Consider the following 24,799-nt stretch of genomic DNA (forward strand, 5'->3'; position numbering starts at 1 on the left):
GCGAGTGAAAGTGTCGCGGGTCGATTTGCTGCGGTCGATACCCCTGCCGGAAACGACAGTGGATGACCGCTTAAGAACCTTGATCAAAGAGGGGCGTGTGCTGCGCGTGGGCCGCGCGCTGTATGTGCCCGAACCTTGGCCGGGTCAGGAGCCGCGCCGCTCGGAGCCCCCAGGTACTAGGAAAACAACGAGTCTGCCCGATGGCATGGTGGTTGTGGAGGAGTGGAGCAGGCCCCCCAGGGGATGGTGATAGACCCCCGCCCCTCACGCTTTTTTGAATTGAATCACTTCTGCGCCCATCCGCAGTTTGTCTAGGTAGTCTGCCCACTCGCTCATCATCCTGCGCCGCTGCTCCATGAATTCAGCACGGTCGTAGGCGGCCCCCAGCGGCCCAGATTTGCCATGCGCTAGTTGGGCTTCGATCACGTCGGCGGATATGCCGTGGATGCGCTCAATCATCAGCGTGCGCGCCATCGCACGGAACCCGTGGGCGCTCATTTCTTCTGAGGCAAAACCCATGCGTCGTAAGGCAGCATTGATGGTGTTGTCGCTCATGGCCCTCTCGCCGGTGCGTAGGCTGGGGAACACGTATCGGCCATGGCCCGTAAGGGGCTGCAGCTCTTTCAAGATGGCGATGGCCTGCGGTGCCAGGGGCACAAAGTGCGGCCTGCCGTTGATCTTCTGCGCCAGCCGCCGCTTCATATCTTGGGAGGGGATGGTCAGCAGGGCCTTGTCGAAGTCGATCCACGCCCATTCCATCTGCCGGATGTTGCCGGGGCGCTGAAAGAGCAGGGCAGACAGCGCCAGCGCCGCCTTGGTCATGGGCTGGCCGGCGTAGCCATCAATGGACCTCAGCAGCTCGCCCGCCTTGGCAGGCTCCAGCACCGCCGCCATGTGCTTCACCACAATGGGCTTGAGGGCGCCATGCAGGTCAGTCACTGGGCTGCGATCGCAACGACCAGTCTGCACTCCGTAGCGAAAAACTTGGCCCGCGGTCTGCCTTAAGGTGTGGGCGGTTTCATTGGCACCGCGCTTTTCCACCTTTCGCAGGGCATCCAGCAGCACCGGGGCGGTAATGGCGGGCAGCGTCAGTTTGCCAATGTACGGAAACAGGTCTTTCTCCATGCGCTCGATCCACCGGGTTGCGTAGCGGGGGCTCCAGCCGCTGGCCTGGGTGGCGTGGAATTCACGGGCCACCGCCTCAAAGGTGTTGGCTGCGGCCACGCGGGTTGCCAGCTTCTCGGCCTTCTTGGCCGCGCTGGGGTCGAGTCCTTCAGCCAGCAGTTCGCGGGCTTCGTCACGGCGCTTGCGGGCCTTGGCCAGAGAAACTGCTGGGTACACACCCAGTGCCAGCGTCCTCTGCTTGCCTAGATGGCGGTAGCTCATGCGCCAATATTTCCCCGCCTCCTTCACATGGAGGTACAGCCCATGCCCATCGGCATGCTTCTCGCCCGTGGCTGAGCCCGAAGGCTTGACGTTCTTAACAAAGGTGTCCGTGAGTGCCATGCGTGCCCCTTTTGTTGGTATCTGCATGGTTGGTATGTCGAGATACCTGCAGAAGTACCAACTTTTTGTTGGTATGTCATGGTACGCAGTGAGACCATGTGAGGCAACAAAAAACCCGCAACGCTAGTAAACGTGCGGGTTTTGAGATGTTGTGAGGTTGTCTGAGGGGCCATTTTGGCCTGCCCGGAGGGACTCGAACCCCCGACCTATAGCTTAGAAGGCTATTGCTCTATCCAGTTGAGCTACGGGCAGATGGATGTGCTGGGCGCCTGACTGGCGCCCCGGGTGCAGTGAGGCACTGACCCGAGGGGATGGATCATACCCGGCGCAGGGCTGGCTTTGGGCAAGAGGGCGGCATTGCGCCGCGCTGGCCGCATGGACCATGCCGCACAGCCTTACCCTGATCAACACCATTGCGGCTGCGTTGGGCTTGGCGCTGGTGCTGGCGTTTTGCTATCCGCTCTCCACGGCGCTCTCGGTATCGGCCAGTCTGGCGCAGATTGGCGAGTTTTCTTTCATCCTGGTGGGACTGGGAGCTTCATGGGGGTAGCCGCCCGAGGGCGCCAGCCTGGTACTGGCCGGGGCGCTGCTATCGATTGCGCTCAATCCGCTGGCTTTTCGTGGGATGGCACCCTTGCAGGAATGGCTGCGGGCACAGGGCATGGCGGCGGTGTTTGGCGATGCGGTGGAGCCGGCGGTATTGATCCAGGCCCACATTGCACGCGCCTGCATGCTCGTCATTGCCACGCCCGACACGCTGAATGTGCAGCAGATCATCGCCACGGCGCGCCTGCTCAACCCCACCATTGAGACCGTGGTGCGCAGCCACGGCGAAGAGGAGGCGCAACGGCTCGAAAAAGAGTGCGGCAGTGCGGTCTTCCTGGGCGATGAGGCCCTGGCCCAGGCCATGGCGGGCCATGTGCTGGCCCGTGCATCTGCCCGGGGCCCCGTTGCGACGGCTCCCGGTGCGCTGCATGAATCGGCTTGATTCATAGCCAAGAAGACCTGTAGCGCTTATTTGAAAGGCGCTTAATGCTGCGGTTTTGATAGTGCCGGCAGGCGCTGACATGCAGCGCTGGAACAGCGCTATTCGTCCGTGTCTTCAAAAACCAGCGAGGGCACCGTCATGACGCGCGCCGTGCTGGCGAGGTCATCGATCAGGTGGTTGGCAAAGTAGCTGCTCTGGGTGTCGGGCTCCAGCGCCGCAACGGCCAGGTTGGCCAGGCCCTGGTTCAGCGGCACATAAAAGCTGCCGGCGGGTACGTCGATGGCGCGGCGCACCGGCGTCACCTGGCTGCGGATGATGCTGGCGCCACCCGCAACGGTGCCGCGCACGTCCGCGCGTTCGGTGGTTTCGCGTGCGGTTTCGTTGTAGGTATCCGCCAGCAACGCGCCGGGTTCGGCGATGCGCAGCACCTGCACCCCCAGCAGTTGCAGGCGCTCCACCGCCGTGGTGGCGCTGGGCGCCAGCCAGTAGCCGCAGGGCCGGGCGCGTGATTTCACCGTGCGCAGGGCGAGCGACGAATTCCAGTCCACCTTCAGCGTGCGGTCGGCACCGGTCTCCGGGTCGAGCATGGTCAGCTCGCGCTGCATGGGCGTGGCCTGGGCCTCCACCACGACCTGGCCGTTGCAGGCCTTGGAGGCGATGTCGCGCGCCACAAAAGAGCGCACCTGTTCCAGATGGGTGGCGCGCTCGGCGGTGCTGCGCAGGGCGCTGGTGATGGCCGTGACCTGGGTGTGGACGCGGCGCTGGATGTGCATGCGCCCCAGGCCCACGCCACGGGTTTCCACCAGCAGGCTGACGGCATTTTTCAGGCCGTTCACGTTGCGTCCGGTGTCGGGCTGCGCACCGCCCATGGAGATGCGCCGGTCATCTGGCCGGGTGGAGGTGGTGTAGTACCACTCGCTCGACAGGCCCTGCGACTGGAGTGCGCCGAGCATGGGCTGGTGGTACCACTCCTGGGAGGCCTTGGTCAGAAATTCGGGGTAGTTGGCCGTGGTGGTGTATTGCAGCAGGGCGTCGTAGCGCTGAATCGCGTTGAACTTCTGCAGGTAGCGTCCGACCACGGTGAATTCGTGCGCATCCAGCACCAGGATGGGGCGGTAATCGCGCACCACCCGCGCCAATGCCTGGGCTTCGGGGGTGTTCAGGAGCAGGTGGTCGCGGTTCATGTCCACGCCATTGGCCGTGGTGCGCGTGCCGCGGGCGGCGCCGTCGGGGTTGGCCCGGGGAATCACGACCACGTTGATGCGATCGAGCAGGGGTTCGAGCAGGCCGTGTGCGAGTTCTCTGGCAACCACCAGCAGGGCTTCGCTGCCCGCCGGTTCGTCGCCATGCTGCTGGCCGATGAGAACGACGGTGGAACGGCCATTGGCTTCCAGGCTGGCAATGTCCGTGTCCTTGGCACGGGTCAGGAGCAGACCTTCGATGGGCTCACCGTGCTGCGAGGTGCCCAGGCTGAGAACACGGGCCAGCGTGGCACCCCGTGGCGCCGGGCCGGCCAGGTCGCGCAGCCAAGCGCCCAGTTCGGCGTTGGTGGTGAAACTGCTGCGTTCTGCGGCGAGCCCAGGCGTGTTGTAGGCGGTGGGCGGGGCAGCAAACCGCGCAGCCACGGCCGGACCATAGGGCGCGGCCGCAGCAGTGTCCGCAGCGGCGGGCGTCGGCGGGCTGGACGGCAGCGGTGTGACCACCACGCTGTCGCGCGCCTGTCCCAGCGGTGCGGGCACCACGGTGCCGCGTTGCACGCGCGGCAGGGCCTCTGGTGCACGGGCTTGCGCGGCGGAGGGCGTGCCGGGCCAGGGAGGGAGTGGCGTGCTGGCACAGGCGGACAGCAGCAAGGTCGCCAGGGCCAGGGAACTGCGCCACGGTGTGCGACGCGCCATCAGCGGTGCGGGCTGTGCTGTGCGGGAGGGGATTGAAACAAAGAGCGTGGGGCGCTGGGTCATGGTGTGCCTTGCCTGGGAGCCTGTCGAACTTGGCGCGATGTTAACTGCGTGCGCCTTGGCTGGTGTGTCAGTGGCCGCCGCGTCGAAAGTCTGTCGGAGGGGACGCGCGCCGCCCTGGCGCCGGGGCAGGCAGGTGTCTGTTGTCGCCAGCACCACCCCTTGGACAGTTACCGGGCTTGGACCAGCCCAGGGCCTGCAGACCCCGCTCCATCGCGCCTTTCGCGCGGCCATGGAAGGTGGTTGCGCAGAGCCGTCACGGTCTGCGCCATCCTGTTGCCCGCCAGGGCCGTGGAGCCTGGCGCTCCACTGCATGCAGGCAAGGGAGTTGCCTGCCTGGGGTGCTCTCAGCGGTTGAAAGAGCCGCGAGAACCTCCCGGTCCACGGGATCCGTTGCCCCGGCCACCCGAGCCGCCGCCATAGCCGCCACCGCCCGAGTTGCCGCGGTATCCACCGCCGCCGCGGCGGCCGCTGCCCGCCATGCTGTCCACGCTGGTGCGCATCGGGTCGGGCTGGCCGCCAGCCGAATGGCCGGCGTTGCGATGGCCCGGATTGCTGTGGCCCGAATGGGTACCCAGGTGGGCATTGGGACGCGGGGGCTGTGCGTCGTCGTAGCGGTTGCCGCCTTCATAACCACCGCCGGCCGGGCGGGCGCGGCCGCGTGCAGGCGCCTGGGCACCCCCGCGTGCGCCGCCGCCCTGGCCGCCACCACCGCCACCACCGCCACCGCCACCACGGCCGGAGCGGGGGCCATTGCCACCGCCATTGCCACCACCGCTGGCCTGGCGTGGGCCGCGGTCACCGCCACCACCACCCTGACCGGCCTTGTTGGTGCGGATGCGTTCCATCATTTCGCTGCGCGCCGCCTTGGCTGCCGCCTGCATGACATCGCGGCTCGGAGGCTTGCCTGCGCCACCCCAGATGGTCTGGCGGCCCATGGCGATGGGTTCGGCCTTTTCGCCGACGTCGGGGCCGAAGCCTTCGATGACCTGCACCGGAATCTGCTGCTTGGTGAAGCGCTCGATGTCCATCATGAAGCCTTCCTCGTCCATGCAGACCAGGCTGACGGCTTCGCCGCTGTTGCCCGCGCGGCCGGTGCGGCCGATGCGGTGCACGTAGTCTTCCGACACGTTGGGGATTTCGTAGTTGACGACGTGGGGCAGCTCGTCGATGTCGATGCCGCGCGCAGCGATGTCGGTGGCCACCAGGGCGCGGATGTCACCGCTCTTGAAGCCGGCCAGGGCCTGCGTGCGGGCGCTCTGGCTCTTGTTGCCATGCAGGGCCATGGCGTTGACGCCGTTCTTGGTCAGGAACTCGGCCACGTTGTTGGCGCCGAACTTGGTGCGGGTGAACACCAGCACCTGGCTCCAGTTGTGCTGCTGGATGATGTGCAGCAGCACCTGTTTTTTCTTGCCGCGGCCCACGGGGTGGATCACCTGCGTGATGCGCTGCACCGTGGTGTTGCTGGGCGTGACCTGGATGCTTTGGGGGCTCTTGAGCAGGGTGTTCGCCAGATCGCGGATCTCGTCGCTGAAAGTGGCCGAGAACAGCAGGCTCTGCTTTTCGCGGGGCACCAGGGCCAGCACCTTTTTCACGTCGTGGATGAAGCCCATGTCCAGCATGCGGTCGGCTTCGTCGAGCACCAGCACCTGCACGGTGGACAGGTCCAGGAAGCCCTGCTGCTGCAGGTCGAGCAGGCGGCCGGGGGTGGCCACCAGGATGTCCACGCCGCGCTTGATGCGGTCGATCTGCGGGTTCATGCCCACGCCGCCAAAGACCACGGTGGAGTTGATATCGAGGTATTTGCCGTATTCGCGGACCGACTCTTCCACCTGGGCTGCGAGTTCGCGGGTGGGGGTCAGCACCAGGGCGCGGATGCCCTTGCCGCCAAACTTGTTTTTGGGCGCGGCGCTTTGCGACAGGCGGTGCAGCATGGGCAGGGTGAACGCGGCGGTCTTGCCGGTGCCGGTCTGTGCGCCGGCCAGAAGGTCGTGGCCCGCCAGCACGGCTGGAATGGCCTGTGCCTGGATGGGCGTGGGGGTCTCGTAGCCTTGTTCGAGCACGGCCTTCAAAATGGCAGGAGCCAGGTTCAGTTCTTCAAATTTCATGTCAGTGAATGCGCCCGTCCGGGGCGCTGGGTATCGGCCTGTCGTGGCAACCGGTGGGTTGCCGAGCCAGTCTCAGGCAGATGAGGTTCAAGGGTGGGAGCCCGGAAGATGCTCTTCCTTCGTCCCCAGCAGACTGCTGATGTGGCGGGCAACTGGAGCCCGCAACGCCGCGTATTGTCGCATGGGCCGATAATCGCGGTTTGTACGCAGAATTTCTGCCCACTTTTGCAGGTTAGAGAACGAATGGCCCAATACGTATTTTCCATGAACCGTGTCAGCAAGACCGTGCCGCCCAAACGGCAGATCTTGAAGGACATCTCCCTGAGCTTCTTCCCCGGCGCCAAGATCGGCGTGCTGGGTGTCAACGGCTCCGGCAAGTCCACCTTGCTCAAGATCATGGCGGGTGTGGACAAGGAGATCGAAGGCGAGGCCATCGCCATGCCGGGCATCAAGATTGGCTATCTGCCCCAGGAGCCGCAGCTCAACCCGGACCACACGGTGCGTGAAAGCGTCGAGGAAGCCATGGGCGAGGTGTTTGCTGCCAAGGCCAAGCTCGAAGAGGTGTATGCGGCCTACGCCGAACCCGACGCCGACTTCGATGCGCTGGCCGCCGAGCAGGCCCGCCTGGAAGCCGTCATTGCGACTGCGGGCACCGATTCCGAGCACCAGCTGGAAATCGCCGCCGACGCCCTGCGGCTGCCATCCTGGGATGCCCGGGTGGGTGTGCTGTCGGGCGGTGAAAAGCGCCGCGTGGCACTGTGCCGCCTGCTGCTGTCCAAGCCCGACATGCTGCTGCTCGACGAGCCCACCAACCACCTGGACGCCGAATCGGTGGACTGGCTGGAGCAGTTTCTTCAGCGCTATCCCGGCACGGTGGTGGCCATCACCCACGACCGCTACTTCCTGGACAACGCGGCCGAGTGGATCCTGGAACTCGACCGGGGCCATGGCATTCCGTACAAGGGCAACTACAGCGACTGGCTGACCCAGAAGCAGGCGCGCCTGGAGTCCGAGCAAAAGGGCGAGGAATCGCGCGCCAAGGCCCTGAAAAAAGAGCTGGAATGGTCACGCCAGAACCCCAAGGCCCGCCAGGCCAAGAGCAAGGCCCGCCTGGCGCGTTTCGAGGAGCTGTCCGATTTCGAATACCAGCGGCGCAACGAAACGAACGAGATTTTCATTCCCGTGGCCGACCGCCTGGGAACCCAGGTGATCGAGTTCAGGAACGTCACCAAGTCGTTCGGCGATCGTGTGCTCATCGATAACCTGAGCATGAACATCCCGGCCGGCGCCATCGTCGGCATCATCGGTCCGAACGGCGCCGGTAAATCGACCCTGTTCAAGCTGATTGCCGGCCGCGAGCAGCCCGACAGCGGCGAAGTCGTGATCGGCTCCACCGTGAAGATGGCCTTTGTGGACCAGCACCGCGATGCGCTGGCGAACGACAAGACGGTCTGGGAAGACATCTCCGGCGGCCTGGACATGATCAACATCGGCAAGTTCACCATGGCCAGCCGGGCCTACGCGGGGCGCTTCAACTTCAACGGCGGCGACCAGCAAAAGAAGGTGGGCATGCTCTCGGGCGGCGAGCGCGGACGCCTGCACCTGGCCAAGACACTGATCTCCGGTGGCAACGTGCTGCTGCTCGACGAGCCCTCCAACGACCTGGACGTGGAAACCTTGCGCGCCCTGGAAGATGCGCTGCTGGAGTACGCCGGAACGGTGCTGGTGATCAGCCACGATCGCTGGTTCCTGGACCGCATTGCCACCCATATTCTGGCCGCCGAGGGGGACAGCCAATGGACCTTCTTCGACGGCAACTACCAGGAGTACGAGGCCGACAAGAAGCGGCGCCTGGGTGAAGAGGGCGCGAAGCCCAAGCGCATGCGTTTCAAGGCGCTGAAGTAAAGGAAAAGCTTCCAGTAGCATTGCAACTGGAAGCTTTTCTTTCATTCTCCCCGCATGTCCCCAACAGCGTCCCGATCGCGAACGGTATTCCGTGCCTGTGTTGTCAATGCAGTGCGCGGGGGCGAAGCCCTCATGGGGCAGCTGGTGCGGGCCACCAAGAGCGCTTTGGCAGGCGAGGAATCGTCCACCCACGATATCCAGCGGCGCTCTCTGGTGGACGATGCTCTGCGGTTGCTGGCACAGCACGAGCCATCGCTGGCCAAGGCATATCCGATGGCCCTGCTGGAAATCTTCGCCGAAGGGCCCTCCACAACAACGGGTGCGCACGCAGCCGATGACTCGGGCATGCATTTCGGTGAACTTTCGCTCATGGGCGAAACCGAGGTGCAGGACCAGATGGAACTGGCCCGGGCCCAGCAACTGGCCGCGCATGCCACCGATGCCGTTCTGACGGAGCTCAACACCCTGGTCAGCTCCGCCCAGGGCTTGCGCAGCGTTCAACCCGAGCGCAACCCCCTGCGTCCGGAAAACTACATCCGCGCATTGCAGGGGGTGGTGGCCGAGACCGGGATTGCCCCGCCAGTGCGGCAACTGTGGATGCAGCACATGTGCGAAGTTCTGGGCCGGTTGCTGGTAATAGAGTACAAGAGCGCCTGCGCCAGTCTGCGGGAGCATGGCATCGAACCTGTGGGATATGCCGTTCTCGGCGTGCCCGCCGGTGGTGCCGGACGCAGCAGATACGGTGGGTCCCACCAGCGCACGGGGTATGGCGGGGGCTATTCGACCGCTTATGACCGACATTCCATGGGCGGGCCCGTGAGCGGGTACGGCATGCCGACAGCCCATGGCCAGGGCGCGGGTGCCGCGACCGGGGGGCAAGGCGATTCGTTGCCGGCGCCCATTTCCTCTGCGGCCGAGGAAGCGTTGTTGACGGTAGGCATCCTGCGCCAGATGCTGGCCAGCGGCGGCAACCCCTATGCCTTTGATGCGCGTGCCCATGCGGGTGGGGATTCGCAGCCCGCCAGTGTGCACTCTGCATGGTCCGATCCTCCGGACGCCAGTGCGCAGGCCGGGCTGGCTGGCCAGGCGAGCGAATTTTCTTCGGCGGGTGCAGTGGCTGAGGCCATGCAGGACATGGCACAGCTCGAACGTCTGGTGGGGCGCTTGTCGGACAACCCTGCCGCAGGCGGTTCTGGTCGGGTTGGGGCCGTTGCGGTTCCCTGTGCCCCTCCCGCCGATGGACAGGCGTACTCGTCGGCGGCTGCCATGGAAGTGGTGGACCGCATGATGGAAAACATTGCGCAGGACGCTCGCCTGCTTGCGCCTGTCCAGAGTGCCGTACAAAACCTGGAGCCGGCGATCAAGAAGCTGGTGCGGCATGACGGACACTTTCTCACCGATGAAGCGCACCCGGCGCGGCGCCTGCTGGACGAACTGACCCAGCGCAGCCGCACTTTCACCACCGAGCGCGCTCCAGGTTTCAGCCAGTTCATGCGCTTGCTGAACCAGGCGGTCGAGCATCTGGCTGTCACGGAAATCCAGGACGCAGGGCCTTTTGACACAGTGCTCAGGGCCTTGCATGCGGTCTGGGACACCCAGGAGGAAAAGATCAGGACCCAGCAGGAGGCCCAGGAAAAAATCCTGCTGCAGGCCGAACAGCGTGAAATGCTGGCCGGGAAAATTGCGGCGGATTTCCGCAAGCTGCCAGATCTGGACCAGGTGCCCGCTGACATCCTGGACTTTGTCACTGGCCCGTGGGCCGATGTGGTGGCGCTGGCCCAGGTGACGCAGCCAGAGGGACTGAACGGCTCCGAAGAGGATCCTGGCGGATATCTGGCCCTGGTGCCCCTGCTGCTGTGGAGCGTGCAGCCCGCATTGGCGCGTGCCGAACCTGACCGCCTCACCCAGGTCATGCCCGGCATTCTGGCCACGGTGCGCGCAGGCCTGAAGACGATCGCGCATTCCCCGGCCCATACCAGCAGCTTCTTGCAGCGGCTCGTGGATCTGCACCAGGAGGCTTTCGAAAAACCAGCCCCTGTTGCTGTGGTTTCCGAACCTGAACCTGCATTGCCCGTTGTCGAACCGGCCGGCGAGGTGCCCGCGGTGGCGGTTTCGGAAATGGAGGCACCAGAGAGCAGCACGGCAGCGCCGGCAGACGACAAGCTCTACCCCGAGTTGGTGGTCGGTGTCTGGGTCGAGCTGATCACCAACCGCCGTGCCGTGCGCACCCAGCTGACCTGGGCCAACCCCCATGGAACCCTGTTCCTGTTCACCGCGGCCGACGGCAGCACCCAGTCCATGACGCGGCGCATGCGCAGCAAGCTGGCATCCGAGGGGGCCCTGCGCGTGGTGCCCGATGCACCACAGGCGGCGGCCCGCACCCCGGATGCAAGGGCGGCGACGTTGCAGGCAAAAAAGCCTGGCAAGTCTGGCAAAGCCCGCTGAGCAGACCGACCCAGCCCAAACCCAGGCATGCATGCAGTCTGCCTTGCGGCAGGTGCTCCCCTTCAGGTGCGCAAGATCTTTTTGCGCACCAGATGGATGTGGTTGCGCAGCGCATACAGCTCGTCGGCATACGACAGCGGTACGCTCACTTTCTCGGCCTGGGCTTCCAGCGTGTCCAGCGCCATCAGCAGGTCTTGCGGCAAGGCCTTGCCTGATTCGAAGTCGTTTTCGATTTCGCGCAGACGCCCATACCAGCGGAACACCCGGGAGCGCACCCTGAACTGGTAGATCGGCGGCACCACCCGCGACAGCGGCAGCATCACGGCCAGCAAGATGCCCAGCACCAGCCACATGCGCTCGACCAGGTTGGCAATCCAGAACGGCAGGTAGCGTTGCAGCAGGGGCACCGGCTCGTTGATGGCGCGCTCGCCCTCCTTGGCAATGGGCAGCTCGCTGTGCCGGGTGCTGGGAAACTCGCGCGCCCGGTTGAACCAGCCTGCATCCCCATGCAGCGCCTGCGCATTCTGGGCAAACAGCGTCAACAGCGCGGGGTGGGTGCCCTCGCGGGCCAGCAGCGAGGTGGTGGAGGCCACCAGCCGCACATCGCGTGCGGGCACATTGCCGGCCAGGTCCACCACCCCACGGGGCAGCGTCACGGGGGTGAGGAAGGGAAACTTGCGGCCATAGGCCTCGTGCTGCGCAAAGTCCATGAGGTGCACGCCCGGGGTCTGCAGCAGCATCTGCACCATGAGGGATTCGGGCGCCGAGGCAAACACCAGCGCGTCCAGCTTGCCCGCCAGAAAGGCCATCGTGGCGGGCGTCTGCTCCAGCCGCGACAGTTTCACCTGCCCTTTTTCCACCCGGTTCGCATCGAGCAAGCGGTCCATCAAGGTGGGCACGCCGCTGCCTTCCGAGCCCACGTTCACGCGCAGGCCGCGCAACTGGCGCAGGCTGTCAAGGCGCCCGCTGGCCGCCACTTTCAGGGCCGCATCGGTACGATAAAAAAGCCACACCGGCTCGACAAACAGGCTGCCCAGCGACACCAGCTGATCGGGATCGTCTGGCTGCAGCTCTGCCGTGCCGCCCTGCACAAAGGCCACGTCGGCCTTGCCCTCGCGCAGCAACTGCAGGTTGGCCAACGAACCCTCGCTGGGCAGCAGCACCACCTCGATGCCGTCGGCGGCCAGGGCTTTCTGGTAGCGCTTGCCAAACTCTTCGTAGGCGCTTTGCGCGGGGCCGGTGGCCAGCGTGACCTGGTTGGGTGGGTTGGGGTTCAGCCACCAGTAGGCGGCCACCACCAGCCCCACAGCCACAAAGGCCAGCGGGCCGGCAGAGACGATGAGGTCGCGCAGGGTGAGCAGGGTGTTGCGAAAAGCCTGGGGCATGGTCGGGGTGGTGAATGGTGCCGTGGGCGCGGGTCAGGCCAGATCGGCAAAGCAGGGCAGGTGCAGGCCGTCGGAAGTGGTGAGAGCCCGTGCGGCGCGCACCGCACGGGCGGTGGCGATGGCCGTGACCTCGGCGGCCAGGGTGGCCAGCACCAGCATGCCAGGGTTTTTGCCTGCCAGCCCGGTGCCCAGGGTGAACAGTGTGTCGCCGTCCGATAGGGTGTGCACCGGATTGATGCTGCGCGCCAGCCCGTCGTGGGCGGTCACTGCCAGGCGGTGGGCCTGTACCTTGCTGATAGTGGCGTCGGTGGCCACCACGCCGATGGTGGTGTTGGTGCCGGCCAGCAACGGCTGGGGCCGCTCGCCGCGCAGCAGGGCGCGGCGGGTGTCAAGCAGGCGCAGGCCGTCTTCGGTGCGCGCACCGGCAATCACCTGGGCGGTGTCGGGGTCGAGCACATCGCCCACGGCGTTGCAGGCGATGAGCGCCCCCACGGTGACGCCGCCCACGGTGATCGAAGCGGTGCCCACGCCGCCCTTCATCGCCCGCTGCATGCCAAAAACCTTGCCGACGGCGGCACCGGTACCGGCGCCCACGTTGCCTTCGGCGGGGTCATCGCGCGACGCGGCGGCGCAGGCGGCATAGCCTGCGGCGGCGTCAGGGCGGATGCGCATGTCGCCCACCAGCAGGTCAAACAGCACGGCGGCGGGCACGATGGGCAGGCGGCCCACGGCCACGTCGAACCCCACGCCGTGTTCCTCCAGCCAGCGCACCGCGCCGGTGGCGGCTTCCAGCCCCCAGGCGCTGCCGCCGGCGAGCACGATGGCGTGCACCTGTTCGACCAGATTGCAGGGGGCGAGCAGATCGGTCTCACGCGTGCCCGGTGCGGCGCCGCGCACATCGACACCGCCTACCGCACCCTCGCGCGCCATGACCACGGTGCAGCCGGTGGGGCGGCGCGTGTCGGTGAAGTGGCCCACCTCGATGCCGGCCACGCGGGTGATGCTGCCAGCGTCGCTGGCGGGAAGGTCTGCGTTCATGGCCGGTGATTATGGTGCCCGGCGGAGCCATGGCACGCGCCGCGGCCAACCCTTCGCGCGTGCCCATCACCCCGCGCCGGCCGTTCTTTGAACAGGTTCTTAACGTGCGGCTTCCAAGCGGGTGATGAAGTACCCGGTGGTTCGCCGCTCCACCCGAAAGCGCACCTTGTCGCCGGGCTGGAAGGGGGCCAGCATGCTGGCGTCGTTCACGCGGAACACCATGGTCATGGGCGGCATGTCCAGGTTCTTGATCTCGCCGTGGCGCAGGGTGACCTTGAGCGTGCGCGGGTCCCAGCGGGTGATTTCGCCTTCGCTCAGTTCACTCTGGTCTGCCGATGTGCTGCCGGGGTTGCCTTGCGCGCCCTGTGCGGCAGAGGCTGCGCCCGGGTGGTGGCTGTCGTGCGCGTCCGCCGGGGCCTGCGCCCAAGCGGGGCTGAGTGCACCAGCCAGCAGCAGGGCGACGGTGCCGTAGGCGAGTGGCTTCATGACGAGGCCTTCTGGTGGTAGCTTTTGAACACACGGGTGCTGCCATTGCGCGCCACCAGCAGCACATCGTAGGGGTCACGGCGGTTGCCGTACACCGCGCCGTCCATGCCGGGCGAACCCACGGGCATGCCCGGTACCGTAAGGCCCAGGGCCTGGGGTTTTTGCCGCAGCAGGGCACGCACATCGCTGGCGGGCACATGGCCTTCGATCAGGTAGCCGCCCACCAGCGCGGTGTGGCACGAGCCCAGCTTTTGCGGCAGGCCCAGGCGCGCGCGCACGGCGTTGTTGCCGGTGTCGTGGATGGTGAAGCTGAAGCCGTTGGCTTCCATGTGCGAAATCCAGTCGTGGCAGCAGCCGCAGTTCGGGTCTTTCCAGACCTCGATGGGCGTGCCCGTGGCGGCGCGCACCAGGCGCGGCGCGATGAGGGCCGCGCCCACCAGGGGCAGGGCGGCGAGCAGGTGGCGGCGGCGCAGGCCGCTGTGTGGCGTGGCGGGGGCAGAGAAAGCAGGGGTGTTGTGCATGGTGGATACCTGGAGGACAAATGAATGGAGGGTGAAAGGGGTCAGCGGTTGCGGGGCCGCACGGTGATGGTTCCGGTCATGCCGGCCTCGTAATGGCCGGGGATCAGGCAGGCAAAGTCAAAAGTGCCGGCGCGGTTGAAATGCCACACGATATCGCCGCGCTGGCCTGCGCGCACATGGGCCATGAAGGGCTCGTCGTGTTCCATGTCGGGAAACTTCTGCATCATCTGCGCATGCTGGGCCAGTTCGGCCTGGGTGCCCAGCACGATCTCGTGCAGCACCTTGCCGTGGTTCTCGGCGCGCAGGCGCACGGTGTCGCCCTCGCGCACTTCGATGTGGCTGGGGGTGAAGCGCATGTCGTCGTTCATGCGCAGCGTGATGGTGCGGCGCACGGCCTTGGCATCGCCCGCAATGCCCCAGTCTTTCTGTTCCTTGGCCACGGGGGCGCTGGCGTTGTGGTGGGGCATGTTTTCATGGCCAAAAGAGCTTGTGGTGCTTACCAGTAATGCGCAAGTAGCTATGAATTGAATGGTTTTCATGGTTCTTTTCTGGTTTCAGCATGGGTGCCCGTGGGCGGCAGAATGTTTCCCCCGTTATGCCCGCATGGCCGCGCGCACAGGCGCGACCGGGCAGGCCATGGCAGACGCACTTCGGGCGTCAGAGATCAGGCGATGGGTGGTTTGATGGTGCGCGCTGCCTGCACGCTGGCGAATGGCACGGTGTTCGCAGGCCGCACTGTGCTGCGCAGATGCAGGGGCTGCAGTGGCAATGCAGGCGGCGCCAGCACCGCCGAATGGCAGACGTCGCAGTCAGCGCAGCTGGGGCTGTGCTGGTGCGGGCTGCAGTCGGTGGCGGGGGTGCCGTGGCAGCTGGCCGGGGCTGCGGCCTGGTGGGCATCGCCATGGTCGGCATGCACTGCGTGGTTCCCGGCGGAACCCGCTGGCGTCTGCATTTCTGCGCCCTGCACCGGCAGGGTGGGCATGACCCCGGCGGCCAGGGCGGTGCCCACGAGGCCCCGAAGGACCAGCATGACCACCAAAGCCAGGGACAGGATGCGACGCATGCCTGAATGATAGGCGCCAGGGCCAAAAGGTTCCATGCCGCCCGCCGCTACACCGCCATGTAGCGCCCGGGCCGGTGGTTCATGGCCAGCACCAGGTTCAGGGCCACGGCGCCGGCAATCGACCAGGCCACGCGCACCGGCTCCACCGTCCACAGCGCCAGCAGCACGATGCAGCAGTCCACCGCCATCTGCACCTTGCCCGCGCGCCAGCCGTAGCGGTCCTGCAGGTACAGGGCCGCTATGCCCACGCCGCCCAGGCTGCAGCGGTGGCGGAACAGCACCAGAAAGCCCGTGCCCGTGATCAGGCCACCCGCGATGGCTGCATACAGCGGCTGCAAGTGGGAAAACTGCAAGAACTGCGCCTGCCATTCGGTCAGCACCGACAGCAGCAGCACCGCGACAAAGGTCTTGAGCGTGAATTCACGCCCCAGCTTGCGCAGTGCCAGCCAGTAAAACGGCAGGTTGAGCACAAAGAAGATCTTGCCAAAGCCGATGCCCGTAGCGTAGTGCAACAAGAAGGCCAAACCCGCCGTGCCCCCTGTCAGCAGCCCGGCGCTGGTGAAAAAGGCCACACCCACCGAGATCAGCAGCACGCCGGTGAAGACCGCCACCGCATCTTCGGTGGCGGTGTGCGGCACGGCGGCCTGCGGTGTGGCGGGGGCAGCGTGGGCGGAGGGGGCAGCGGGGGCGGTGGTCGAGCGGGTCATAGGGCGGCGTTGGCGTGGCGGGAGTGGATTGGACCATGCAGGGGCCGTGCCCGGCTTGCTTTGCGTCAAGCTCGGGCGGCGGGCTGGTTTTGCCATCCGATGGACAGCTGCTGGCGCTGGGTGGGCAAGCGCCTGGGCCTGTTTTGCAGGGTTGTCCGACCCTTTGCGTCTCCGGGATCGGAGGCCTCTGCCCAAAACCAGGTTGCTACTTAATTAATAGCTGCTTGCGCATATGCATCAAACGCTTGCGTGGTATTTTGTTTCAAATACCCTGGTGGCTGGTCGCTATGATCCGCCCATGCTTTTCCACTTGCCCGGATATTCGCTGCCCGAGCGCCTGTGGCGCACCGTGCGGCGCTGGGCGCTGGCCTGGGGGCGTATCGTGTACCTGGGCGCGGTGGTGCTGGTGCTGGTGCTGTCGCCGTCCAGCTACAGCCCGTCGGCCCGCCGCACGCTGGCGCGCCAGATCTACCTCGACACGGCGCCCATCCTGTTGGGGTTCACGGTGCTGGCGGCGTTGCTGGCCCTGGTCATCACGCGCATCGTGGTGGTGACGGCGCTGAGCTATGGCCTGTCGCGCTACGCGCTCGAAATGGTGATTCGTGTGCTGGTGCTCGAACTCATCCCGCTCACGGCCACGCTGTTCGTGGCCATGCGCTGCACCATCCCCCACGGCACGCAACTGGCGCTGCTGCGCCAGTCGGGCCATTTCGAGGCCCTGCGTGCCCACGGGGGCGACCCGGTACGCATGGAGCTGCTGCCGCGTGTGGTGGCCGGTGTGTTTGCCAGCATCACGCTGGCCGCGCTGTCGTGCGTGGTGGCGCTGGTCATGGCCTACATCAGCGTGTATGGCTTCAACCTGGCCGGCCTGCCCGGCTACACGCGCATGTTCGGCCATGTGTTCTCGCCGGCGGTGACGCTGGTGTTTGTCCTGAAAACGCTGTTTTCCAGCCTGGCCGTGGCCCTGATCCCCACGGCGGCCGGCATGTACGACGCGGGCGAGGGCGCTGCGCCCGACTCCGAGCTGGGTGGCCTCGCGCGCATGTTTGCGGTGCTGCTGCTGATCGAGGTCGGCTCGCTCGTCGGCAACTACTATTGAGATGGATGGCTTTACCGAACCCCTGCAACGCGCCATGACAGAACCTACCCCTTCCTCACCGCAGCCACCGCCGCCGCTGGTGGAAACGCTGCGCCCGGTGGCCCATCTGCAGCTCAAGGCCACGGCGCTGCTGCTGTTCACGCTGGCGCTCATCGTGGGTTCGGGCCTGTACCTGCTGTATGCGCGCGGCGCCTTCGAGCCCACGCAAACGCTGGTGCTCACGGCCGACGACTCCGAAGGCGTGGTGGTGGGCATGGACATGACGTTCTCGGGCTTTCCGATCGGCCGTGTGCGGCGCATCGAGCTGTCCGACGACGGCAATGTCCGCATCGTCGTGGACGTGCCGCGCAAGGACGCGCACTGGCTGCGCCAGTCGAGCGTGTTCACCCTGGTGCGCGGCGTGGTGGGGGGCACCAATATCCGCGCCTACAGCGGCATGCTGTCCGACCCGCTGTTGCCCGACGGCGCCGTGCGGTCCGTGCTGCGCGGCGACGCCACGGCCGAAATCCCCCAGCTCATGGCATCGGCGCGCGAGCTGCTGGGCAACCTCAACGCCCTCACGGCCCAGGACGCCGCCCTGGGCAGCAGCCTCGGGCAGGTGCAGGAACTGGCCAAGCGGCTGAACGGGCCGGGTGGCGCTTTAGGCGTGCTCATGGGCAACGAAGCCGATGCCGGCAAAGTGGTGGCCACGCTGGAGCGCACCAACGCCTTGCTGGCCCGCCTGGACGGCATGGTGGCGCGCGCCGACCGCCAGGTGTTTGGCCAGGGCGGCAAGGATGCCCTGGTGCCCGAGGTCCGCGCCACCGTGGTGCAGCTCAACGGCCTGCTGGCCGAAACCCGGGCCAGCCTGCGCAAGGTGGATGCGGTGCTGGTCGAGGCGCAGGCCATTGGCGCCAACGCCCGCGAGGCCACCACCGACCTGGGCGCCCTGCGCGCCGAGGTGGAAAGCAATCTGCGCAAGGTGGAAAGCCTGGTCAACGAAATCAACCGCAAATGGCCCTTTGCGCGCAACACGGAACTGCAACTGCCATGACCATCGCCCCTGCATCGACCAAGGCACTGGCCCGCTGGAGCGTGCTGTCCGTGGTTGGGCTGCTGGCGGCCTGTGCCAGCGGCCCGCCCACCCCCGAATGGCAGATGGACGCCCATGGCGCATCGCAAAAGGCCCAGGACGCCTACCTTGCTGGCGACAACCGGGTGGAACAACTCGAATGGAACCGGGCCCGCGAAGCCCTGGCCCGCACCGGCCGCCTGGATCTGCTGGCCCGGCTGGAGCTGCTGCGCTGCGCCGGGCGCGTGGCCAGCCTGGTGTTCGAGCCCTGCGCGGCGTTTGAAGCACTGCGGCGCGATGCCCCCGCCCGCGAAAAGGCCTACGCCGATTACCTGGCCGGCCAGCTGCCCGCACAGGATGCAGCGCAACTGCCCCCCGCCCAGCGCAGCATGGCCCAGGCGGGGCCGGCACAAGCCGGGGCCGGGCTCTCCGGCATCCACGATCCCTTGTCGCGCCTGGTGGCCGCGGGCGTGCTGCTGAAAACCGGCCGCGCCACACCGGCCACCCTGTCGGTGGCGGTGGAAACCGCATCGGCACAGGGCTGGCGCCGACCCTTGCTGGCCTGGCTGATGGTGCAGGCCGAGCGCGCCCAGGCCGCAGGCGATACCGGGGCCGCTGCCGCCCTGCAGCGGCGCATCGCCATCGTGGAGCGCGGCGGCAAGCCTGATTGAGGGGAGAGCCGAGGAGGCAGGGCGGGCGCACAGTCGCCACCGGCGTGCGCATGGGCATCCTCAAGAAGGCATCTCCATCCGATACCGTGGTATACATGGGGTTACTGATTTTTCAATCTCGGGGCCGAGAAAACCGGGGTTTCATGCGCCTCGCAGTGCGATCGCAGCCACGAAAAATCAGCCATATCGCCTAACCGCTTGATTCTGTTCAGCTTTTCACAGAACAGTCGTATTGATATCGTTACACTCCGTATCAATGTGACCGGTGTTCGGACAAATTCGGAAGCGGCGCGTTTTGGTTTTATCTCCTTTGTCCCACCGCATGAAACACGTTCACATCGTCCTGCCCCTCGCCAGTCTGCTGCTGTGGCTTGCCTCGGCCGCTCAGGCCCAGGGGCTGGGTGTGGCCAGTATTGGCGCCACGGGGGGGCTGCATATCCCCTCGGCCTATGTGCTCGGCACCGGCGAGATGGCGGCCAGCCTGGGTAGCGAACAAGACCCCAAGCTCGGCACTTTCAGCCGCCGGCGCAACTACACGCTGGGCTTTGGCCTGGGGAGCGGCGTCGAACTGTTCGGCCGACTGGCTGAATACACCACCACGTTTCCCGCGGCTCCCGGCCTGCCCAATGCCCACGGGGTGCGTGACCTGTCCGCCAACGTCAAATGGCAGTTGCCCACCGAAGGGCTTGGCTTGCCCCTGCCCAGGCTGGCCGTCGGTCTGACCGACGTTCAAGGAGGTGCATCCTTTTTCCGGTCCGCCTATGCAGTGGCCAGCGACGACTGGGGCCCCCTGCGCTGGTCGCTGGGCTATGCACACAGCAAAGCCCGTGGCCAGGCCCGCGTGCTCGACGGCCTGTTTGGCGGCGCTGAAATGCGCCTGTGGGACACGCGCGCCACCGCACTGCTGGAGAACGATGGCACGCGCCGCCACGCCGGCCTGCGCTACTACAGTGAGCCTCTGCCCTGGCTGGGCGACGCGCAGCTGATCGGTTCCGTGCAGCGCTCTTTCGGCGCCACCGGCACGCTGGGCCGCCCGGCCGACGCCAACAGCTTCAACCTCACCCTGGTGCTGCCGCTGGAAACCGACGACGCCACGCGCGATCGCCGCGCGCTCGCGGCGGCCAAGGCACAGGCAGCCTTGCCCCCTCTGGCGCCTGTCGCGGGGGCGGTGGCTGCCGCGCCTTTGACCGACCCGCTGCCCGCGCTCCAGGCCTCGCTGCGATCGGCCGGCCTGGATCGCGTGCGCGTGGGCACCCTGGGCGACAACCTGGTGGTCGAATATGAGAACCACCGCTACCTGCAAAACGAGGTCGATGCCCTGGGGGTCGTGCTCGGTCTCGCCGCCGAGCAGGCCCCGTCCGGGGTGCACCGTGTCCACGCGATCACGCTCAAGGCTGGCCAGGTCGTGTTTGAAACCTCGGTCAACCTGGCTGCCTTCCGGATCTACCTGCGCGAGGGCGATGCCGCCGCCGTTCAGGCCAGCATGGGCTTTGGCCGCCTGCCGGGTTACGAATCCGAGTCTGTGCAGTGGCTGCAGGCAAAGGCGTCTTCCGCCACCCGCGTGCGCGTGGCCTTCTCGCCGCTCCTGAACCACGCCACCGCCACCGAATTCGGCCTGTTCGACTACTCGCTGGCCGTGCAGGCCCGCACCAGCGCCAACCTGTGGCGCGGTGGCGTGCTGTATGCCGACCTCGTGCAGCGCGTCGCCAACAGCGACAACATGGAGCCAGGCCGCATCTATGCCGGTTCGCGCCACCGCAACGGCCTGCAGACCCTGGCGCTGCAGCAGTCATTCTGGCTGGGTGAGCGCGTCTTTGCCAGCGTGGGCGCCGGCCGCTACCAGCATGACCGGATCGGCGCCGAGGGCGAGGCCATCTTCTTCGTCCCCGGTCGGGACGACACGGCCCACCTGCGCGCGAGCGTCAACCGGCGCACGGCAGACGCCGCCCTCCACACCACCCTGCCTCGCACCGTCGATGCCGTCTCGGCCCTCTACCGCTGGCGCCTGTCCTCCACCACCTGGGCCGAGGGGGGCGTGCACCGCTACACCGATGGTTCGAGCGGGCCGTCGCTCGGCTTCACACGCTGGTTTGGTGATGTCGCCCTGCAGCTCTATGCCCGCCGTGGCGGGAGCAACACCTTTGTCGGCCTGGAGCTGAGCCTGCCCATCGCCCCGCGCCAGGGCATGGGTGCCGCGCCCGTTCAGTTCACCGGCAGCCCGCGTTTTGCCCCCGGCATTCGTACGCTGATGACCAGTGACAGAAACAGTGGCAATTTCGTCAAGCCCGACGCCGTGCGCCCCGTCGACCTGGCCTACGAGCCCGAGGTCGAAATGCTCAACTCGGGCCGCGTGACACCTGATTACATGCGCTCGCAACTGCCCCGGTTGCGCGAATCGTTTTATCTGCATGCGCTGCCGCTGATGCCGTAGCGAGTGCTGGATTGGCAACCTCCCTCAGGGCCAACGGATCGACACAGAGGAGCCTGAGGCGCGTTGCTGATCCATCAAGAGTTTGACGCTGGCCCGAAGAGAAGGCGGAGGCGTCTTTCACCAAGTTCCTCGATGGGACGTTTTTCAATTCAACTAAAGGGGTAAGAATGATGAAACTGAAGAAAATGGCCATGGCCGGCCTGGTTGTCTCTGGCGGCATTCTGCTTTCCGCTTGCGGTGGCGGCGGCAGCTCGTCACCTGCGATGGTGGCACAGACGAACACCACCGCAACGATCGACAAGACCTCCGGGGCCGCGATCGTTCCTGCCGTGATCGACAAGCCCATTACCTTCTCCGCCGGCGTGCCCCTGCTGGGCACCAGCAGCAGCACCACCGTGACGATCGGCGGCACCGGTGCCGCGCCCACCTTCAACATCGGGTCGGCGGGTGCCACCGCGACCGGTGACATGACCTTTGGCTCCTGCATCTTCACCGTGAAGGCCTCGACCTTCCCGGCAGGCCATGCACTGGCGCTGGGCCAAGTCACCACGATCAACCCCTGCTCCCTGACCGTGGGCACCAGCGGCACACAGGTTGGAACCTCGACCAACCTGCCCGTGACCCTGGTGCTGGGAACCACCAGCTCGGCTGCGTTGACACTGCCCGCCATCATCGGCTCCGACGGTTCCGTGGCGGTGAACGGTGCCACGGTGGGCACAACACCGGTGGTTTCCGCCACCGGTGCGGGCGGTTAATTCGCCACCTGTCAGTCGCCTCCTGAAGCGGCTGGCGCCTTGCCCCGGGGCGGGTCTGCCGCCCGTACCGGGTTTTTCGGCCGTGGCATGCGCCTTTGCGGAGTGGTCCCTTGCCGTTCAGGCTGCGCTTGCCGAAGAACCATTCGACCAGCGCAGGGCGCACGGTTCCAGCCTCATGGGGCCGAATCCATAGGCGGGCCGTAGGCGCAAATGCCGCGTCTCAGTCGAACAGCCCGGCCGGCAGCAACTGGTCCAGCTGGTCGGGCAAACGCGTCATGGAATCGGCGGACTGCACCGCAACATCGGGCAGCAAGCCCAGCACCGCGGCCAAAACCGACAGAACCACCGTGGCGGCGAATGCCGCGATGGCACGGGTACCGGATGGAGTGGGGTGGTGGTTCATGGCGGTAATCCTCCGCAAGGGAAAACGATCGGAAAGTCTCAACAACCTCCAGCGAGCCTCGATGGCTTGCTGGTGAGATTTCAGCAAACCGTACCGGTTCCGTCTGTAAGACAACAGCGAAACCTGCAACGCTTGATGTGAGGTTGTTTTGTTACATGTTTGGCGCATCCCGCAGAGGTCTGAATCGCAGGCCTTGCCCTGCAAGATGGGCATTGGCAGCGCGTGCGGTCGGTGCGAAAGGCACTACGGGCACCGATGCCGCAAGGCACGCCCCCGCATGGAAAGCATGGATGGGGGCCGTGGAGGTTGTAACCAATAGAACGAGTTGACACATTTCGAGCGCATAATGTTTGGATATCCATGCAGCGTGGTGTGAGCGCGTGTGTTGACAGAAGCATCGCGCTTCACGTTTTCCCTCTCCACTGCCGCGCTGACCCATCTGGCGTACCCGTTCAGCGGGCACCAATCCCCCCATTGCTGGTTTATTGAATGCTCTTTGCGTGCAGCCGTTGCCAATGCGGCGCAGCATCTTTAACGCTTATGTTCCTGAACTCGCTCTTCCTTGCCAGGCACACATTGCAGCGCGGCGCTCTGGCCGTTGTTGCGGCCGCCACGTTGGGCGGCTGTGCCTATGCGCCCGGCCTCTCCATGGGCCAGGGCCTGCAGGGTGCCAAGCCGTCGGCCAATCCCTATTCCATCAGCACCCTGCGTGCGGCACCGTCCTCTGATGCATCTGGCCCGGTTGGCCAGGCGCCGCCTGCCGGCGCACTGGTCAGCATCACCCCCGAACTCATCCGCCAGCAGCGCGCCGGGCAAAAAACCGAGGTGGACGACGATGTCAGGCGCCTTTTTGGCGAAGCCAGGCCCTACACCATCGGCCCCGCCGATGTGGTCAATATCGTGGTCTGGAATCACCCCGAACTGGTGCTGGCCCCCGCAGGCGCAACGCTGACCACGGACGCCGCAGGCCTGGCCGTTGTGGGCAACGGCTACAACGTCAGCCCCGAGGGGCTCATCCAGTTTCCGCTGCTCGGCACCGTCAAGATCGCCGGCCTTACCGAAAACCAGGCCCGCACTCTGCTCACCCAGCGCCTGGCCAAGTTCCTGCAAGACCCGCAGGTCACGCTGCGCGTTCAGGCCTACCGGGCCGGGCGGGTCTATGTGGATGGTGAAGTGCGCATTCCAGGCCTGCTGGCCATCAACGACATTCCCATGACCTTGCCCGAGGCCATCAGCCGCGCTGGCGGGCTCACCCCTGTGGCCGACCGGGCCACCATCGCCATTACCCGCAACGGCGCCACCACCGAAGTCAACATGCCGCAACTCACGGCCATGGGTGTGAATCCGTCGCGTATTTTGTTGTCCGCTGGCGACCTGGTGCGCGTGGGCAATCGCGACGACGCCAAGGTGTACGTCATGGGCGAAGTCACCCGGCCCGCCGCCTTGCCCTTGCGCAATGGCCGCCTCACGCTCAACGAGGCGCTGGGCGAGTCCGGCGGCGTCAACGCCACCTCGGGCGATCCGCGCCAGATTTTCGTGGTACGCAGCCGCAGCGGCACCCAGGGCGCGGCGGCAGCCGGTGCCGGTGCCGCATCTGCCGGGCCCGAGATTTACCACCTCGATGCCCAATCCCCTCTGGCCTACGCTTTGGCCGAGGGCTTTGCGCTCCAGGCCCGCGACGTGGTGTATGTCGATCCCGTGCCGCTGGTGCGCTGGAACCGCGTGATCAGCCTCGTGCTGCCCAGCGCCCAGGCCGTCAACGTCACGCGTGACGCCGCCAAGTGAGCCAGGGCCGGGAATGAACAACATCCTCACGGTGTGCGTGGGCAACATCTGCCGCAGCCCGGTGGCCGAAGCCCTGCTCAAAGACCAGCTGCCCGGCCGCAAGGTCTGGTCCGCCGGCTTGCAAGCGGTGGTGGGCCACCCCGCAGAGCCCACGGCCTGCGAGATTGCCGCGCAGCAGGGCCTCGATCTGTCGGCCCACCGTGCCCAGCAGCTGGCCGGCTGGATGTGCGCCCATGCCGACCTGGTGCTGGTCATGGAGGCGGCTCACCAGCAAGAGCTCGAAAAACTCTACCCCACGGCACGCGGAAAAATCCGCCGCCTTGGCGAGTTTGGCCCCCAGGGCGCCTTTGACATTGCCGACCCTTACCGCGAGCCACGCGCCGCCTTTGAAGCTGCCCACGCCGCCATCGCCCTGGGTGTGGGCGAATGGGTGCGCCGCATCCAACTCGTTTCGTGATTGCCTGACCGTATGAACTCCCCCCAATTACCCGTGTCCA

Annotated in this window: 20 protein-coding genes, 1 tRNA gene and 1 pseudogene; 10 read left to right on the plus strand and 12 right to left on the minus strand. The window is 66.2% G+C overall.

Translation table 11 applies throughout. The annotated features are described in order from the left end of the window. Positions 1-264: 264 nt before the first annotated feature. On the minus strand, positions 265-1,506 hold the full coding sequence (locus AC1Q5S_RS13000) for a tyrosine-type recombinase/integrase (protein WP_492238969.1): 1,242 nt from the start codon (positions 1,504-1,506) through the stop codon (positions 265-267). A 175-nt stretch (positions 1,507-1,681) separates the two neighbouring features. Beyond that, positions 1,682-1,758: transfer RNA gene (locus tag AC1Q5S_RS13005), tRNA-Arg, on the minus strand. Positions 1,759-1,915: 157 nt separating this feature from the next. On the opposite strand from AC1Q5S_RS13005, the pseudogene AC1Q5S_RS13010 reads away from it, so the two are divergent. Next, positions 1,916-2,494: pseudogene (locus AC1Q5S_RS13010) on the plus strand (NAD-binding protein); the annotation flags it as partial. Between the two features lie 98 nt (positions 2,495-2,592). On the opposite strand, the gene AC1Q5S_RS13015 reads toward AC1Q5S_RS13010, so the two are convergent. Together AC1Q5S_RS13015 and AC1Q5S_RS13020 are read right to left on the minus strand one after the other, a co-directional pair. Further along, the gene (locus AC1Q5S_RS13015) at positions 2,593-4,452 is read right to left on the minus strand and encodes a M14 family metallopeptidase (RefSeq protein WP_422204314.1); all 1,860 of its coding nucleotides are present in this window, start codon (positions 4,450-4,452) and stop codon (positions 2,593-2,595) included. 344 nt (positions 4,453-4,796) lie between these two features. Next, entirely contained in the window at positions 4,797-6,557 is a 1,761-nt protein-coding gene (locus tag AC1Q5S_RS13020) for a DEAD/DEAH box helicase (protein ID WP_303835784.1), read from the minus strand. Positions 6,558-6,800: 243 nt separating this feature from the next. On the opposite strand from AC1Q5S_RS13020, the gene ettA reads away from it, so the two are divergent. Both ettA and AC1Q5S_RS13030 read left to right on the plus strand, forming a co-directional pair. Further along, positions 6,801-8,462 carry an energy-dependent translational throttle protein EttA gene (gene ettA, locus AC1Q5S_RS13025; RefSeq protein WP_303835785.1) on the plus strand — a complete coding sequence of 554 codons (1,662 nt, stop codon included), beginning with the start codon at positions 6,801-6,803 and terminating at the stop codon, positions 8,460-8,462. Positions 8,463-8,516: 54 nt separating this feature from the next. Next, complete coding sequence (locus AC1Q5S_RS13030) at positions 8,517-10,907, plus strand: DUF1631 family protein (RefSeq protein WP_492238970.1); 2,391 nt, start codon at positions 8,517-8,519, stop codon at positions 10,905-10,907. 62 nt (positions 10,908-10,969) lie between these two features. Here the strand turns inward: AC1Q5S_RS13030 and AC1Q5S_RS13035 are convergent, their stop codons facing one another. The 7 genes from AC1Q5S_RS13035 to AC1Q5S_RS13065 form a co-directional block, all read right to left on the minus strand. Then, positions 10,970-12,292 (minus strand): TAXI family TRAP transporter solute-binding subunit, encoded by a 1,323-nt coding sequence (locus tag AC1Q5S_RS13035; protein ID WP_303835789.1) that lies wholly within the window; start codon positions 12,290-12,292, stop codon positions 10,970-10,972. A gap of 33 nt (positions 12,293-12,325) precedes the next feature. Continuing rightward, positions 12,326-13,330, minus strand: coding sequence for a P1 family peptidase (locus tag AC1Q5S_RS13040; RefSeq protein ID WP_303835791.1), 1,005 nt, complete (start codon positions 13,328-13,330; stop codon positions 12,326-12,328). Positions 13,331-13,429: 99 nt separating this feature from the next. After that, entirely contained in the window at positions 13,430-13,816 is a 387-nt protein-coding gene (locus AC1Q5S_RS13045) for a copper-binding protein (RefSeq protein ID WP_422204252.1), read from the minus strand. After that, positions 13,813-14,337, minus strand: a complete 525-nt coding sequence (locus AC1Q5S_RS13050; protein ID WP_422204250.1) for a DUF411 domain-containing protein — start codon at positions 14,335-14,337, stop codon at positions 13,813-13,815. Before AC1Q5S_RS13050 ends, AC1Q5S_RS13045 begins: the two co-directional genes overlap by 4 nt. A gap of 41 nt (positions 14,338-14,378) precedes the next feature. Then, positions 14,379-14,876, minus strand: coding sequence for a cupredoxin domain-containing protein (locus AC1Q5S_RS13055; RefSeq protein WP_303835796.1), 498 nt, complete (start codon positions 14,874-14,876; stop codon positions 14,379-14,381). A 125-nt stretch (positions 14,877-15,001) separates the two neighbouring features. After that, complete coding sequence (locus tag AC1Q5S_RS13060) at positions 15,002-15,400, minus strand: hypothetical protein (protein WP_303835798.1); 399 nt, start codon at positions 15,398-15,400, stop codon at positions 15,002-15,004. A gap of 47 nt (positions 15,401-15,447) precedes the next feature. Next, complete coding sequence (locus AC1Q5S_RS13065; protein ID WP_303835800.1) at positions 15,448-16,107, minus strand: YitT family protein; 660 nt, start codon at positions 16,105-16,107, stop codon at positions 15,448-15,450. Positions 16,108-16,405: 298 nt separating this feature from the next. Here AC1Q5S_RS13065 and AC1Q5S_RS13070 point away from each other — a divergent pair, with 298 nt between their 5' ends. The 5 genes from AC1Q5S_RS13070 to AC1Q5S_RS13090 all read left to right on the plus strand — a co-directional run bounded on the left by AC1Q5S_RS13070 (position 16,406) and on the right by AC1Q5S_RS13090 (position 22,114). Continuing rightward, a complete protein-coding gene (locus tag AC1Q5S_RS13070) occupies positions 16,406-17,206 on the plus strand; it encodes an MlaE family ABC transporter permease (RefSeq protein WP_492238971.1) in 801 nt (266 codons plus the stop codon). Positions 17,207-17,240: 34 nt separating this feature from the next. Then, positions 17,241-18,239 carry an MlaD family protein gene (locus AC1Q5S_RS13075; RefSeq protein WP_492238972.1) on the plus strand — a complete coding sequence of 333 codons (999 nt, stop codon included), beginning with the start codon at positions 17,241-17,243 and terminating at the stop codon, positions 18,237-18,239. After that, a complete protein-coding gene (locus AC1Q5S_RS13080; RefSeq protein WP_303835805.1) occupies positions 18,236-18,928 on the plus strand; it encodes a hypothetical protein in 693 nt (230 codons plus the stop codon). Before AC1Q5S_RS13075 ends, AC1Q5S_RS13080 begins: the two co-directional genes overlap by 4 nt. A gap of 322 nt (positions 18,929-19,250) precedes the next feature. Next, positions 19,251-21,359 carry a YjbH domain-containing protein gene (locus tag AC1Q5S_RS13085; protein ID WP_492238973.1) on the plus strand — a complete coding sequence of 703 codons (2,109 nt, stop codon included), beginning with the start codon at positions 19,251-19,253 and terminating at the stop codon, positions 21,357-21,359. A gap of 170 nt (positions 21,360-21,529) precedes the next feature. Beyond that, positions 21,530-22,114 carry a hypothetical protein gene (locus AC1Q5S_RS13090; RefSeq protein ID WP_303835808.1) on the plus strand — a complete coding sequence of 195 codons (585 nt, stop codon included), beginning with the start codon at positions 21,530-21,532 and terminating at the stop codon, positions 22,112-22,114. A gap of 220 nt (positions 22,115-22,334) precedes the next feature. Here AC1Q5S_RS13090 and AC1Q5S_RS13095 read toward each other — a convergent pair whose 3' ends face one another. Beyond that, positions 22,335-22,517, minus strand: a complete 183-nt coding sequence (locus tag AC1Q5S_RS13095; protein ID WP_303835810.1) for a hypothetical protein — start codon at positions 22,515-22,517, stop codon at positions 22,335-22,337. Between the two features lie 540 nt (positions 22,518-23,057). Between AC1Q5S_RS13095 and AC1Q5S_RS13100 the strand changes: the two genes are divergently transcribed. Both AC1Q5S_RS13100 and AC1Q5S_RS13105 read left to right on the plus strand, forming a co-directional pair. After that, a complete protein-coding gene (locus AC1Q5S_RS13100) occupies positions 23,058-24,302 on the plus strand; it encodes a polysaccharide biosynthesis/export family protein (protein ID WP_492238974.1) in 1,245 nt (414 codons plus the stop codon). Positions 24,303-24,315: 13 nt separating this feature from the next. Next, positions 24,316-24,759 (plus strand): low molecular weight protein-tyrosine-phosphatase, encoded by a 444-nt coding sequence (locus AC1Q5S_RS13105; RefSeq protein WP_492238975.1) that lies wholly within the window; start codon positions 24,316-24,318, stop codon positions 24,757-24,759. Positions 24,760-24,799 lie beyond the last annotated feature (40 nt).

The sequence above is a fragment of the Acidovorax sp. GW835-FHT14B10 genome (assembly GCF_058793725.1).